The sequence below is a fragment of the Clostridium sp. CM74B_53 genome (genome assembly GCF_036318045.1).
Taxonomy (GTDB): Bacteria; Bacillota; Clostridia; order Lachnospirales; family Lachnospiraceae; genus Pilosibacter.
Genome location: NZ_JAWQDE010000004.1, coordinates 219,992 through 234,524, shown reverse-complemented (window position 1 = coordinate 234,524; position 14,533 = coordinate 219,992). Strand labels below are relative to the sequence as shown.

Annotated in this window: 11 protein-coding genes; 4 read left to right on the top strand and 7 right to left on the bottom strand. The window is 48.3% G+C overall.

Annotation, left to right across the window (positions count from 1 at the left end; translation table 11 throughout):
• Positions 1–28: 28 nt before the first annotated feature.
• Both V2546_RS05235 and V2546_RS05230 read right to left on the bottom strand, forming a co-directional pair.
• A complete protein-coding gene (locus tag V2546_RS05235; protein ID WP_329751732.1) occupies positions 29–559 on the bottom strand; it encodes a DUF3877 family protein in 531 nt (176 codons plus the stop codon).
• A gap of 11 nt (positions 560–570) precedes the next feature.
• A complete protein-coding gene (locus V2546_RS05230) occupies positions 571–1,683 on the bottom strand; it encodes an aldo/keto reductase (RefSeq protein ID WP_329751731.1) in 1,113 nt (370 codons plus the stop codon).
• Positions 1,684–1,941: 258 nt separating this feature from the next.
• On the opposite strand from V2546_RS05230, the gene V2546_RS05225 reads away from it, so the two are divergent.
• Positions 1,942–2,631 (top strand): TetR/AcrR family transcriptional regulator, encoded by a 690-nt coding sequence (locus tag V2546_RS05225; protein ID WP_118533213.1) that lies wholly within the window; start codon positions 1,942–1,944, stop codon positions 2,629–2,631.
• Here the strand turns inward: V2546_RS05225 and V2546_RS05220 are convergent.
• The gene (locus V2546_RS05220) at positions 2,597–3,508 is read right to left on the bottom strand and encodes an AEC family transporter (RefSeq protein WP_118297038.1); all 912 of its coding nucleotides are present in this window, start codon (positions 3,506–3,508) and stop codon (positions 2,597–2,599) included. The two genes, V2546_RS05225 and V2546_RS05220, sit on opposite strands and share 35 nt — an antisense overlap.
• A gap of 319 nt (positions 3,509–3,827) precedes the next feature.
• Between V2546_RS05220 and V2546_RS05215 the strand changes: the two genes are divergently transcribed.
• On the top strand, positions 3,828–4,394 hold the full coding sequence (locus tag V2546_RS05215) for an N-acetyltransferase family protein (RefSeq protein ID WP_329751730.1): 567 nt from the start codon (positions 3,828–3,830) through the stop codon (positions 4,392–4,394).
• Between the two features lie 298 nt (positions 4,395–4,692).
• Positions 4,693–5,376 (top strand): DUF6198 family protein, encoded by a 684-nt coding sequence (locus tag V2546_RS05210; protein WP_118533217.1) that lies wholly within the window; start codon positions 4,693–4,695, stop codon positions 5,374–5,376.
• Positions 5,377–5,512: 136 nt separating this feature from the next.
• Here V2546_RS05210 and V2546_RS05205 read toward each other — a convergent pair whose 3' ends face one another.
• The 3 genes from V2546_RS05205 to V2546_RS05195 form a co-directional block, all read right to left on the bottom strand.
• A complete protein-coding gene (locus V2546_RS05205) occupies positions 5,513–7,414 on the bottom strand; it encodes an ABC transporter ATP-binding protein (RefSeq protein ID WP_118533219.1) in 1,902 nt (633 codons plus the stop codon).
• A gap of 1 nt (position 7,415) precedes the next feature.
• Entirely contained in the window at positions 7,416–9,152 is a 1,737-nt protein-coding gene (locus V2546_RS05200; RefSeq protein WP_118603374.1) for an ABC transporter ATP-binding protein, read from the bottom strand.
• Positions 9,153–9,345: 193 nt separating this feature from the next.
• A complete protein-coding gene (locus V2546_RS05195) occupies positions 9,346–9,768 on the bottom strand; it encodes a MarR family winged helix-turn-helix transcriptional regulator (protein WP_118603372.1) in 423 nt (140 codons plus the stop codon).
• 632 nt (positions 9,769–10,400) lie between these two features.
• On the opposite strand from V2546_RS05195, the gene V2546_RS05190 reads away from it, so the two are divergent.
• Positions 10,401–10,883, top strand: coding sequence for a DUF2798 domain-containing protein (locus V2546_RS05190; RefSeq protein ID WP_329751729.1), 483 nt, complete (start codon positions 10,401–10,403; stop codon positions 10,881–10,883).
• 291 nt (positions 10,884–11,174) lie between these two features.
• Here V2546_RS05190 and V2546_RS05185 read toward each other — a convergent pair whose 3' ends face one another.
• A complete protein-coding gene (locus tag V2546_RS05185; RefSeq protein WP_329751728.1) occupies positions 11,175–14,468 on the bottom strand; it encodes a DEAD/DEAH box helicase family protein in 3,294 nt (1,097 codons plus the stop codon).
• Positions 14,469–14,533 lie beyond the last annotated feature (65 nt).

Sequence of the window (14,533 nt, the reverse complement as noted above, 5' to 3'; positions counted from 1 at the left end):
ATCGGCAATGAAATTACCGGTCTTCCATTTACAGCAGCTCCTCATAATCCTCCGGCAGGAACCGGTGGTAGATCAGATGGCATCCCTCATCCTTAAAACAGTAATAATACCGATCCGGGATGCCATCCGCAAAGTGGAACGCCCAGTCGAAATCGCCGTCCTCAATTTCTTCAAACACGGCATATTCCGACCATTTGAGGAAAAGCTCCCGGATCTCATCAAGGCTGCATCCATGTCTCCCGACAAGTTCTACAAGGTCCTGGATAAACTCCCGTCCTTTCATCTGTTCATGGACGAACACACTGCCCTCTTCCGGGATCTTAATACAGAACCGGTCCCCTTTTGCGGTCACCTGAACAGCTCCAAGCGTATCCTTCGTGTGGACTCCAAGCTCCTGAAGCCGCTCTTCCATCCGTTCCGGGGTATCATCTGTCCCGAAAAAGTGATTCAGCGTCGAGACCGGATAGTACAGCCGGATCACCTCCGGGCGAAACCCGAGCTTCGCCTGCTGCTCCTTCACCATATCGATCAGATTTTCCTCCAGTTCATGAAATCCCATGTTATTCTCCTTTATGCCTCTTTCTTCTCAAATTCCGCCGCAACATCACACAGCAGATCGCGGATCTTCAGCTGCTGCGGACAAATCTGCTCACATTTTCCGCATTTGATGCAGTCGGATGCCTTTCCATGCCCATTCGTGTGGATTTCATAGTAATGGTCAGAATTCCAGTTCTGATACATCTTTTTCGCATTCATGCAGTCGAAAAGATCCGGGATCAAGATCTTTTTCGGACAGCCGTCCACACAGTAGCGGCATTCTGTACACGAAATCAGCTTTTTGCCCCGGATGATCTCACATACCTTCTCTACCGCCTGTGTCTCTTTCTCGTCAAGCGGCCTGAAGTCTTTCATAAAGTCCAGATTTTCCTTCATCTGGTCGATCGTGCTCATTCCGGAGAGGACCATCATGATCCCCGGGAATCCCGCCGCATAGCGGATCGCATATGTCGCCGGACTTCCGCCATGGAGCTCGTCAAATACTGCTTTTGCATTATCCGGAAGATTTGCGAGACTGCCGCCGCGGACCGGTTCCATGACGATCACCGGTTTTCCATGCTTTCTGCAGACTTCATAGCATTTTCCGGACTGAACCGCCGGGTCATCATAGTCGATATAGTTGAACTGGAGCTGTACCACCTCTACCTGCGGATACTCGGTGAGGATCTGGTCAAGAACCTCCGCACAGTCATGGAACGAGATTCCAAAATGGCGGATCTTTCCCTCTTCCTTGAATTTCAGTGCCGTCTCATACGCATGACATTTCTTGAACTTTTCAAACTTTTCAACATTCTGGGCATGCATCAGATAAAAGTCAAAATACTCCACTCCGCAGCGTTCCAGCTGGGATTCAAAAAGCGGGCGGATATCCTCTTCTTTTTCGAAGAAATTTCCTGTCAGCTTATCCGTGAGAATATAGCTTTCTCTCGGATGACGGCTCGTCAGGCAGTTTTTGATCGCAAGCTCGCTCTTTCCGCTGATATAGCCACGCGCCGTGTCAAAGTAATTGAATCCCTGTTCCAGGAAATAATCGACCATCTGACAGACCTGTTTCTCGTCCACCTCTTCCCCGATCATCGGGAAACGCATACAGCCAAATCCAAAATTTTTCTTGATCTTATCCATCCGCTTCTCCTTTTCCCACGCGATTCACCGGCCGGGATCTAAAATCATCTTCCGTTACAGTACACGGGCACTCCATGCCCGCGCACTGTAACAGGATTTTGCGTCCCAGTCTCACGGTTTTCACCTGTTTCGTAAGTGACATGTTGTAACTAATTTTGATGTTAGCATACCCCACATGCCTTGTCAAGTGCCTGGAAATCAATTATAATGATGGTGTATTTATTGAATAAAGCATGGAATTGACAGGAGGTGAACCCCATGACAGACTTTGTACGCGCAAGAAGTGAAGAACAGAAACAGGCCCGGATGGCAGAGATCAAGGCTGCTGCCGACTCTCTTTTTAATTCCGTCACCTACCAGGAGATCACCCTGTCCACGATCGCAGGAAAGCTGTCATGGACACGCGCAAACCTCTACAAATACGTGACGACAAAGGAAGAGATCTATCTGGAAATCTGTTCCGATAAGATGCACTCCTATTTCGATGATCTTTTCGCCGCTTTCCCGGAAGGGAAAACATGGACTCCGGACGAGTGGGCTGGCCGCTGGGCCGATGTCTTAAACGACCACCGCGACTATTTCCGCTATAGCGATATCCTCTGCACAATCATCGAGGTCCATGTCTCTGCCTGCCGGCTTGCCTGCTTTAAAAAAAGTTATTTTACCGGCAAAGATGCTTTCGTCAGACTTATGGCAGACCACTTCAGTCTCTCTGACCATGACGCCAGCGAAATTTTTCTCGCCGTCCTGTACCATGCGTCCGGTCTCTGTGGGAGCACTCACTCGAATCCGGTCATGAAGGAAGCATTAAAAATAGCCGGAATCCCGCATAAAGAACGGGATTTCCGGCTCAGTATGTACGAATTTATCCGAATGAACCTCTGGTATTACCTTGAAAGTCCCACAGGATCTCCTACTGCAGGAAATAACACCAGATCGGAAGTGTGATCAATGAGACGACCGTGGAAAAGACAACGATCTTCGTTGCCAGGCGGTCGTCTTTTCCATATTTGACCGCAAGGACTACACTCGTGCTCGCCGCCGGCATCGCGGAGAGGATCACGCAGACCGCTGTGATCAGCGAGTCGATCCGGAACAACCGGCATCCTGCAAGGACGATGACCGGGATCAGGAACAGGCGAATGAATGTATAATAGTAAACTTCTTTTGAGAACACCTCTTTAAACGGCACCTCCGCCAGTGTGCATCCGATGAGCAGCATCGCGCAGAACGTATTAGCTCCGGCGATCGTCCGGACTGTCTGGTTTACAAATCCCGGAAGCTGAAACTGCGAGATGAGAAGCACCATTCCGGTAAAGATCGCGATGATGCACGGATGGGTCAGCACCTTTTTCACAAGTTCTTTTTTCGTCGGCGCCTCCGTAAAGTAAGTGAGTCCTACCGACCACATGAAGATCCTCGTCGGGATCGTATAGACTGCGGCGTACATGATCCCAAGGTCTCCGAAGATTCCTTCCGCAATCGCATTTCCGAGGATCCCGGCATTCGAGACGATCGTCGCGTACTGAAGAACCTTCCGGCTCTCTTCATTCCATCCCGGATAGAGGACGCGGCTGAGCCCGTTCGAGATGATCTGGATCAGAAATGAGATCACGATCACTTCCAGGGTCAGTTTTAAGATATCCATGCTGAATTCCATCTGGAACGATTTGATGATACTCGCAGGAAGTGTCACGTTCATGACAAGATTGCTCAAAAGCGCCTTTCCACTCTTATCGATCATCCCTTTTTTCCTCAGATACCATCCGAGCGCCAGAACGCAGAACATCATGCCCTGCATATTAAATAAACTTGTAAAATCCATTTTGTTCCCCTTACCTGCGGCTGTCCTATATGTTATGGATAACCGCCGTTTTATGCATTACAGTTATTGTAACTCTGGCATTTGGGAGTTGTCAATTGGCATGTCCGGCGCAGCTGCAAAATATGCTTGAAATTCTTTCTATTTGGCAGGCGGATCATCCAGACGCCGCAATTGGTCATTTACAAGACTTACGGGGTAAAAACGTTTTCCGACGATGATTGCAGGATATCGTTCCGCGACAAAACACCTGTTTTCATCTCCTTTTTCCGGTGCTATAATAACTCCTGTTACAGCAGTTTTTTCAAAAAGGAGGTCCCCCATGGATTCCATCAATATCCGAAACGCAAAACTTGAAGATGCCCCACGCATCCTGGAAATCTATACCTATTATGTAGAAAACACCGTGATCACATTCGAATACGAAGTCCCCTCTCTCGAAGAATTCGAAAACCGGATGCGCAACACCATGAAAAAATATCCATATCTCGTGATCGAGCGAAACGGAAAAATCGAAGGCTACTCCTATGCAGGTCCCTTCGTTGGCCGCGCTGCCTACGATTGGGCCTGCGAACTCACGATCTACCTGGACCATAACGCCAAAAAATGCGGTCTCGGCCGAAAACTCTACGAAGCCCTCGCCGACCGCCTGAAAACCATGGGCATTCTGAATCTTTATGCCTGCATCGGCTACCCCAAAGTAGAGGACGAATATCTCAACAAAAACAGTGCCCAGTTCCACGAACATCTCGGCTTCCACCTCTGTGGTACCTTCGAAAACTGCGGCTATAAATTCAACCGCTGGTACGACATGATCTGGATGGAAAAAATCATCGGGGAACACAAGGCAGACCAGCCGCCGGTAAAACCGTACTCCTACATGGAATAAAAAGAATCCATAGAGATCAATACTTTTACGGATGTAAATATGCGTTATATTACATTTTTTCGGACGTAAATTCGTTCTATTCTAAATTTTTACGGACGTTAAAGTCGTGCTGTACCACATTTTTTCGGATGTTAGCTCACTCTTTCCTACATTTTTTTCGGATGTTAGCCTGTCTCCGGCAACTTTTTTCGGGCAATGGACAGCAAAAAACTCCCTCTTGTACATTCCCCACCCCCGCGCTACAATAATAACCGTTCTGCACCTCACAGAAACATCGACTAACAGGAGACATACACAAATGAATACAAAAAACCAAAACGACACCCGCCCGATCTGGCGAGGTGAACTTGCCCTCTTGATCGTTGTCCTCATCAACAGCTTCGGCGTAGTCCTGATGCTCGACTCCGGCGCCGGAATCTCGGCAATCTCCAGTGTACCATACGCCTTCTCCGAATCATTCCCACGAATGACACTCGGCACCTGGACCTACATCTTTCAGGGCACACTCGTGGCTGTCCTGATGGTCCTTCGAAAAAAATTCGTTCCAACCTATCTCTTCAGCTTCGTAGTCGGCTTTGCCTTCAGCAAGATGCTGGATGTCTACAAAACTGCCCTTGCCGGTCTTCCAATGGGACTCGGATATCAGATCTGTTACTTTATCGTGAGCTATGTCGTCCTCTGCATCGGAATTGCACTCTCCAACCGCTGCGGACTCCCGATCATCCCGACCGACCTGTTCCCGCGTGAAACAGCTGAGATCCTCAAAGTACCCTACTCCAGAGTCAAGATCACCTTCGACGTGACCTGCCTCGCCGTGACTGCCGGACTGACCTTCCTCTTCCTCGGCCACATCAAAGGCCTCGGGATCGGAACGATCCTTGCTGCCTTTACCATGGGAAAAGTGATCGGTCTGATTGGAAACGTCCTCGACCGTCATTTCCGATTTGTATCATTTCTGACAGAAAAAGAACAGACGGCATAAAAAATCCCCCTCCCACTCCTGCCCGCACACCCGGATTTCCGGGCACACTGCAGAAGTTAGAGGGGGATTTTTATTTACGCGAAGCGTGTTTTCACTTGTTATATTCACAAATTACTGTATGACCAGACCGCAGCCATTACTCCAGCTCAAACGCACCTGTATAAAGCTGATAATACACGCCCTTCTGCGCGATCAGCGTCTCATGGTCGCCGCGCTCGATGATGTGACCGTGGTCGAGAACCATGATCGCCTTACTGTTGCGGACCGTGGAAAGACGGTGCGCGATAACAAAGACGGTACGTCCCATCATCAGGTTGTCCATACCTTCCTGGACGAGTGCCTCCGTTCTCGTATCGATCGAGCTTGTCGCCTCATCGAGGATCATGACCGGCGGATCCGCAACGGCTGCTCTCGCGATCGAGATGAGCTGTCTCTGACCCTGGGAAAGGCTCGCACCATTTCCGGTGAGCATCGTATTGTAGCCCTCCGGCAGTCTCTGGATAAAGTCATCGGCATTCGCCAGTCTCGCTGCCGCCATACACTCCTCGTCCGTGGCGTCCAGACGACCATAGCGGATGTTGTCCATGACCGTGCCGGTAAACAGGTTGACATCCTGTAAAACGACGCCGAGAGATCTTCTAAGATCCGGCTTTCTGATCTTCGTGATGTTGATGCCGTCGTAACGGATCTTTCCGTCCGGAATGTCGTAGAAACGGTTGATCAGGTTCGTGATCGTCGTCTTTCCGGCGCCGGTCGCACCTACAAACGCGATCTTCTGGCCAGGTTTCGCATAAAGAGTGATATCATGGAGAACAAGCTTCTCCGGTGTGTAGCCGAAATCAACATCCTCCAACCGGATATCGCCCTTTAACGGGGTGTAGGTGACGGTTCCGTCCGCCTTGTGCGGATGTTTCCATGCCCAGATGCCGTTCTTGTCGTTTGTCTCCTTCAAGGTTCCGTCCGCAGTCCACTCCGCGCGGACAAGCGTTACATAACCTTCATCCTTCTCCGGCTCCTCATCGATCAGAGAGAACACTCTGGAAGCTCCTGCGAGTCCCATTGCGACCATGGAAACCTGCATGGATGCCTGCCCGATCGTCTGGGAAAGCTGTCTTGCCATTCCGAGGAACGAGACGATGATACCGATCGTAAGGACACCGTTTCCGCCGAGGCTTAAGTTCGGCGCTCCGCAGTAGACGAGAAGTCCGCCAACGATCGCGAGTACCACATACATCAGGTTGCCGACATTGTTTAAGATCGGCATCAGGGAGTTACCATAGCGGTTTGCAAGTTCTCCGTCGGAGAACAGTTTCTCATTTAACTTGTCGAAATCCTTCTTGCACTCTTCTTCATGACAGAACACCTTTACGACCTTCTGTCCCTGGATCATCTCCTCGATGAAACCTTCCTCTTTCGCGAGCGACTTCTGCTGCTCCATCATATAGCGGGAGCTCGCGCCGCCGAATTTCTTCGTGACCGTCAGCATGAGCACCGAGAACAGGCAGACCAGGATCGTCATCCACACGCTGTAGTAGATCATCATGAGGAACATGACTGTGATCGTCAAAGATGCCTGGAATACCATCGGAAGCGACTGACCGATCATCTGGCGGATCGCGTCCGTATCGTTCGTGTAGGTACTCATGATATCGCCGTGTGCATGTGTATCAAAATATTTGATCGGCAGGGACTGCATCTTATCGAACATGTCCACACGCAGATGCTTTAACGTTCCCTGTGTCACGATCGCCATGAGATGCGTGTAGGTGAACGCCGCTGCAACACCGAACGCGTAGATCGTGAGCATGGAGAGAATCGTCTGCATGAACGGCTGTTTCACACTTTCCATGCCCGATTTCAGGCCCGGAAGGATGCAGGTATCGATCAGCCGCTGTAAAAATACCGTCTGGACAACGGAAGCCGCCGCGCTGACGATGATGCAGCAGATGACCACGATCAGGTGGATCCTGTAATTCTGGAAGATATAGCGGAGCAGGCGGCCGAAAGTGCCTTTTTTCCTATTGTTCTGTTTTTCCATATCACTCTGCCTCCTTGCTCTTTGTCTGGGAATCATTGACTTCCCGGTAAATTCCGTTTAAAGCGAGAAGTTCTTCATGCGTACCGGACTCCACGATCCGTCCGCCGTCCATGACGAGAATGCGGTCCGCATCCTGCACAGAGGAGACACGCTGGGCGATGATGATCTTTGTGGTATCCGGAAGCTCATTCTTAAATGCCTGACGGATCAGGGCATCGGTCTTTGTGTCGACCGCAGAGGTGGAGTCATCGAGGATCAGGATCTTCGGCTTCTTTAAAAGAGCTCTCGCAATACAGAGACGCTGCTTCTGGCCGCCGGAGACGTTCGTTCCTCCCTGCTCGATGTAAGTGTCATAGCCGGCCGGGAACTGGGTGACGAACTCATCCGCCTGCGCAAGCTTGCATGCATGGATCAGCTCCTCGTCTGTGGCGTTCTTGTTGCCCCAGCGGAGGTTATCTTTGATCGTTCCCGAGAACAGGACGTTCTTCTGGAGAACGACGGCCACCGCGTCACGGAGCGCCTGGAGATCATATTCTCTCACATCGCGTCCACCGACTTTGACCGAACCTTCCGAGACGTCATAGAGACGCGGGATCAGCTGGATCAGGGAAGTCTTGGAGGAACCGGTTCCTCCGATGATCCCGATCGTAGCGCCGGACGGGATCTCAAGATCGATGTCCGTGAGCGCATATTTCTTGTTCTTTCCGGAATAGCGGAAGGAAACATGATCAAACTCGATGCTGCCGTCCTTCACTTCCTTCGCTCCGTTTTCCGGAGATCTCAGGACACTCTCATGTGTCAGGACCTCCGCGATACGGTCGCCGGATTCCTGCGCCATGCTGCACATAACAAATACCATGGACAGCATCATCATTGAAGACAGGATCTGGACGCCATAGCTGATCAGGGAGGAAAGTTCACCGGTCGAGAGCGATGTTCCGCCGGATCCGATGATGAGCTTCGCTCCAAAGAAGCTTACTAAAAGCATCGCAAGATAGATGCAGAACATCATGAGCGGGTTGTTCAATGCGAGGATCTTCTCTGCCATCGTGAAGTCTTTCCGGACTTCCTCTGCGGCTTTTCCGAACTTTTCCTTCTCGTAGTCTTCACGGACGAAGGATTTTACAACACGGATGCCGCCGACGTTTTCCTGGACGGAATTGTTTAAGGCATCATACTTCTTAAAGATCCGCTTGAAGATCGGATGTACATAGAAAAAGATGCCGAACAGCGCGATCGCGAGGACCGGGATCAGTGCCAGGAAGATGAAGGACATCCGGACATTGATACTCATGCTCATGATCACGGAGAAGATCATCATGAGCGGGGCACGGACTGCCATCCGGATGAGCATCTGATACGCATTCTGGACGTTTGTGACGTCGGTCGTCATTCTCGTGACCAGAGAGGACGATGAAAACTTGTCGATATCCGCAAACGCGAAATCCTGGGTTTTAAAATAGAGATCTCTCCGGAGGTTCTTTGCAAGTCCGCATCCGGCTGTTGCCGCGGATCTTGCGGAGAGGACTCCAAAACACAAGGACATGGTCGCAAGGACCAGAAGAAGCACGCCGTACTTTAAGATCGGCGTCATGGAAGTTCCCGTCATGTCATCGATGAGCTTTGACATGATGAGCGGGATCGTACATTCCAGCACGACCTCCATGGCAACGAACACGGGCGTCTCGATGGATGCCCGTTTATATTGGCGCACGCTTTTTAAAAGTGTTTTAACCATGAATCTTACCTCGTTTCCATATTATGATTTGTTATGATAAAAGTTCAAAAGGTTCGGTACAGCAAGTCCGTATCCTTGCAGAACCGGCTGTATCTTCCCCCCTTTTGTCCTCATAACGGACTTTCTCCTTTCAGATAAGTCTTCTGTCTCCCGCTGCCGGAAAGAGAACAGAGTCTTATCTGACTAATCTGTATCAGGACATGTTCCGGATCATCCGGCTGATGACGCGGAAAAATGTCGCGAGATCATCCTCCGTGATCCCCGCGGTCAGCCTTCGTTCCGTCTCCTCCAGACTCTCCCGGATCATTTCCTGGTACTGGAGTCCCTTTTCCGTCACAACGATCCGCTTTAATCTCGCATCGTAGGGAACCGTTTCCCGGCGGATCAGACCATTCTTTTCCATATCCTTTAAGATTTTTGTGGCCGTCGGCGGCCGCAGGCTGTATTCTTCCTCAACATCTTTCTGGAACACATCCGTGTCCATGCTTCTCGCCAGAATAAAATGAAGCGTTTTTCCCTGCGCGGGGCTCAGAGTGTCGTGAAAAGAAAAGGTACTGAAATGCCTCCGGATCAAATTGGACAGCATCCCGATACTTCTGCCAACAGTTTCTTTCATAAATCAAAATCCCCCTTTAAAAAAGAATGTGCCGCAGCTCATTCTCGCACCGAGCGTGATCGCTATCATCTTTGTCTGCCTCATATTTCAGCGCTTCTTTCCATTCTCCGCTCTGACCGTAAGAAAATGTGAAACCAAAATCAGAGTTCCTGTCGTCTCCGACCGTATTCCATTGATTTTATTCTTAGCAAATACTTAGCAAACTAATTTGTTAGCTTGCTAAGTATCATAAGACATCCATCATTAAATGTCAACGAAAAAAATGTGAAAATTCTGTGAGGAAATCATTACATGAAACTCCATATGGGAATGTGAATAAGAGCATATAAGAATATTGTATACAATTTGTGCATGTTTCCGAAAATGAAAAAATTGGAAAAAAAGACTTACGAAGTCCGGAAAAATATTGTATACTGCGTTCACATAGAGATTGGAAACGCAGTGAGATGCACACAAAAAGCAGTGGAGTCGCAACGAGTTTTGTTGACTTCGCTGCTTTTTTTCTGCCCCTTGCAGTGAGAAGCGCATCCGGAAGAAAAGACATTCCATATGCTTTTCCGATCATGAAAAAGAATATGTACGCTGGCACGTACAATAACCAAAAACACAATTTCACAAAAAGGAGAAAAAGTATGCCAAAAAATAAAAGAGAAAGTCTGATCTACACCGTATTAATGTGCTTTACTATGGTGCTCTGGATGAGCATCTACAATGTAACCCTTCACATGGGAGCTCTGAACCTGACCACGATCCGCGAAGCATGGATCGGTTTCCCGATCGCCTACGTGTTTGCGATGTGCATGGACTGGTTCGTCGTATCAGGCCCGGCAAAGGGATTCGCATTCCGTTTTCTCGTTAAGCCGGAAAGCCCGGTATTACACAAAGTGATCGCAGTTTCCTGCTCCATGGTCGTTCCGATGGTGATCATCATGTCCATGTACGGAGCTCTTGAGGGATGTGTAAAGAGCGGAAACTTCAATCTGCTCCTGATCATCTGGCTGACAAACATTCCGAAGAACTTTATCATGGCTCTTCCGTTCCAGCTCCTCGTTGCAGGACCGCTTGTACGCCGCGTATTCCGCGGAGCATTCCCGGAAGGAACTGTGTTAGCATGATCGGATAAAAGCTGATCTGCGACAAAAATTTTTGTTATAGATCTCAAAAACGCCCTATCGGCAGAATGCAGCAATCTTTGCGAGTGAACCCATTGAAAAACAAAAGACACAATGCGAGATTGAATTTTTCAATCAGCACTGCGTCTTAGCGTCTGGCTCTTCCGTCTTTCCGGTCATGACCTGATTTCTTGTTTTTGTAACCGTTCGGTTACTTTGTATTATAGCAACCGAACGGTTACTTGTCAAGATAAAAGAAGACGTTCGGCGGAAACTGTTTCATGAGGAATAACATCATGCCGCCGCATTCGCATTCACCTGGTCGATCACCTTCCGGATCCCCATCCATACAGACAGATCTGTGAAGACATCCACAATACTTCCCTGATCTGTAAACGGGGAATCCTGAAGAACAGACAGATCCTTCATCATTCCATTCTGGACAATATATTCCACAATCTGGTTCACAAAATAGATCTGCCGGCTGTCAAGGTTGGTGCTGTCCAGATATTCTGAAAACGCCTGTTTCGCCGCATTCATATCGAGACCGACGATTCCCCGTACAAACTCACCGAGTGGCTTTTCCCCATACTCCGCCTCATAATCTGCCTTCGTTCCGAGATCACTCCAGAGGATCTTTTCCAGCTCCTTCACATCTTCGGAATTCAGCGGGATATTTCCTTTCAGCTTCGCAATCACTGATTCATTCTGATGTTCCCGGATATAGAACTCCGCCTTTGCCTTATAATTTTTCAGATCATCATTTTCGAGCTCCGATTCGTTCCACTCCGTAGATAAAACTTCATCATCCATATTCGTCTCATAAATGATATACTCTTTCGGAATGTACTTCACGAGATCACGCAGATTTTTCCGTATTTTTTCAAAATCATTGACATCCGCACGATCCAGATAATCTGTATGGAGGATCTGCTCAATCAACGGTGCCTGTTTTGTAATCTCCGGAATATTTGCAACCTTTGTAAGACCCCTTGCTCGTTTTATAAGATCATGTTTCCCCCTGGAATATTTCTTTCCGGCCAGATACGCCAGCTCAATTCCGTACATCAGTGCATCAAAACGGAGCGCCTGCGCATCATCTTTTTCCGGTTCAATCAACGGTGCCAGTTCATCCCGAGCTACCAAAGTATCCGCATAAGTCAGCGCCTGATAGTTCTCTCCTGATGAATACAGTTCCACGTATTTTAAATGCTGACGGACTGCAAAATTATCCCGATTCAGCTCGCGCACCTTTCCGGTCATATCTTCAATAAGCGAACTGCGGAATTTTTTTAGTTGTTCTGTCTGATATGCGAGATCCTGAAGCTTGTACGACATTTCGAATTTCAGCTGAAAAATCGCCCCCTGAACCGCAATCGTATTCGCTGTCGATTTTCCTTTGTTCATCCGGAAAAATTCAAAATTCCCACAAAAATCAAAGATATAAAACTTGTCCTTATCTGCACCATCCATAAGTCCCGGACAAAGTCTCGTTCCGCGTCCGATCATCTGCCAGAATTTTGCCTTACTCATAACTTTTTTGAAGAATACAAGGTTTAAGACCTCCGGAACATCAATTCCAGTATCCAGCATATCAACCGATATCGCGATCTGCGGCATTTTCTTTGGATCTGAAAATTCATCGATCGCACTCTGCGCATAGTTCAGATAATTATCTATCACTTTTGCATAGTCTTTCAAGTGTGGATATTCTTTTCCAAACACCTCAAGAATTTTCTCTGCATGCCGGTGGTTCTTCGCAAAAATGATCGTCTTTCCGATCTTATTCCCATAATCCACGCGAAGCCCATTTGTCATCAAAATATTCAAGACTTCACGGATCGTATCTTCATTAAACACCCAGTCATTAAGTGCCGAAGAATTGATCTGCTCCGGAAGATTTCCATCTTCTGTCTCAAAAGTCTCCTCGTACTCCTGCTTATCCTCCTCAGAAAGTTCATCGTAGACAATCCCATTTTCGATAAATTTTAACCTCGTCTCGATCGACATAAAATCCACAAGATAACCATCTTTTACCGCCTGCGCCAGCTCATATCCATATGTCGGCACACCACTTTCCAATTCAAAGATTTCATATGTATTCTTATCGATCTCATCCTTCGGAGTTGCGGTAAGTCCGACAAGCGGGGCATCAAAATAATTGAAAATATCCCGGTATTTATTGTAAATGGATCGATGTGCCTCATCACAGATCACAAGGTCAAAATGTCCGCATGTAAACAATTTTCCATCTTCATCCTGAACCATATCAATGCAGTTCATCATCGTCTGGTAGGTGGAAAAGACACAATGCGCGCCATAATTATCTTTCTCTTCGCAGAGATTCGTGACGGAAAAATCCGGCAGAAGATTGGCAAAACTTCTTTTCGCCTGTGTTACCAGGCTGTTCCGGTCTGCAAGAAACAGTACATTTTTGATCCATCCATGATTCAGAAGGATTTTGACAAGCGCGATCACGGTTCTCGTCTTTCCGGAACCGGTTGCCATGACAAGTAGCGCTTTCCTGCGATTTTTCCGATCAAAGCTATCGCAGACTGCTTTCACCGCTGCCTCCTGATAATAGCGCCCGGCAATCTTTTTATCGACAAAAATATTCGTCAAGCCGGTACGCATGGACTGCAGATTGAACAGTTTTTCCAGATCACGCTTTGAATAGATGGAAGCAACCTTCCGCTCCGGATACTGGTTATCCGAAATCCGCGTTTCGAATCCATTTGTCAGGAATACCACAGGTCTTCTTCCCTGCTGTTTTTCGATCAGATCCGCGTATAATTTCGCCTGCTGCCGTCCCTTGCTCACATCCACACAGGTCCGCTTTGCCTCGATGATCGCAAGCGCCTTTCCATCATCCCCATAGAGAACATAATCTGCAAATCCAGTCTCGCTCTTATTCGGCATTCCCGGGATTTCCACTTCATTCAGCCAGTTTTTCCCCTCGATCCAACCGGCATCCTCCAGCATGGCATCGATGTAAAGTTTTCTTGTCTTATATTCCGAAATATCAAGCGGTTTCGGCACATAGGTCGGCTGCTGCTCTTCTCTTCGTGCCGTCAGCTCTGCCTTTAACGCCTGGTTTTCTTTGATCAGTGTTTCCAGGTCGATCTCCGGTGTCTGCGGCTTTATAGCGACTGGTTTCGTCTCTGTCTTACCCAGCAGTTTTTCATCAAATGCCCGTTCTGAATATTGGTCCGCATAGCAATACGCTACATAATCCATGAAAACAAACAGATTTTCCAGACACAGCGCCGCCTGCTCCTTCGATACCCGTTTTCCTGTATGAGCCGCTGTATTTCCCATTTTCCGGATAAAATCCAACCGCTGCCATAAATCATTATCCACAAGATCCCGGAAATCTTCCGCACTCATCAGGCTGACCAGCTTGTCATCCCATGTTTTCGTCAGCGAGCTGTCAACCGAATACATCCACTTGATTGCAAATTCCATCGCCCGACGGCAGTTTAAAACAGATGCAGACTCATCAATGGAAAAAATCCGCTCCGCTGCGATCGCTGTATCGGCAAAACTTTTGAATTTTGGTTCATCCTTTAAAAAATCAAAGTTCGTCATGATGACACCTCCTGTTCGGGTGTATGACTTTTTTATTACCGTCCGTACAGCACGTGCACAGACTG

Excerpts from the sequence above, each read along its gene's own strand:
- V2546_RS05235 (WP_329751732.1), bottom strand. The coding sequence starts at position 559 with ATGGGATTTCATGAACTGGAGGAAAATCTGATCGATATGGTGAAGGAG.
- V2546_RS05215 (WP_329751730.1), top strand. The coding sequence starts at position 3,828 with ATGGATTCCATCAATATCCGAAACGCAAAACTTGAAGATGCCCCACGC.
- V2546_RS05205 (WP_118533219.1), bottom strand. The coding sequence starts at position 7,414 with ATGGAAAAACAGAACAATAGGAAAAAAGGCACTTTCGGCCGCCTGCTC.
- V2546_RS05195 (WP_118603372.1), bottom strand. The coding sequence starts at position 9,768 with ATGAAAGAAACTGTTGGCAGAAGTATCGGGATGCTGTCCAATTTGATC.
- V2546_RS05185 (WP_329751728.1), bottom strand. The coding sequence starts at position 14,468 with ATGACGAACTTTGATTTTTTAAAGGATGAACCAAAATTCAAAAGTTTT.
- V2546_RS05210 (WP_118533217.1), top strand. The coding sequence starts at position 4,693 with ATGAATACAAAAAACCAAAACGACACCCGCCCGATCTGGCGAGGTGAA.
- V2546_RS05190 (WP_329751729.1), top strand. The coding sequence starts at position 10,401 with ATGCCAAAAAATAAAAGAGAAAGTCTGATCTACACCGTATTAATGTGC.
- V2546_RS05225 (WP_118533213.1), top strand. The coding sequence starts at position 1,942 with ATGACAGACTTTGTACGCGCAAGAAGTGAAGAACAGAAACAGGCCCGG.
- V2546_RS05200 (WP_118603374.1), bottom strand. The coding sequence starts at position 9,152 with ATGGTTAAAACACTTTTAAAAAGCGTGCGCCAATATAAACGGGCATCC.
- V2546_RS05220 (WP_118297038.1), bottom strand. The coding sequence starts at position 3,508 with ATGGATTTTACAAGTTTATTTAATATGCAGGGCATGATGTTCTGCGTT.
- V2546_RS05230 (WP_329751731.1), bottom strand. The coding sequence starts at position 1,683 with ATGGATAAGATCAAGAAAAATTTTGGATTTGGCTGTATGCGTTTCCCG.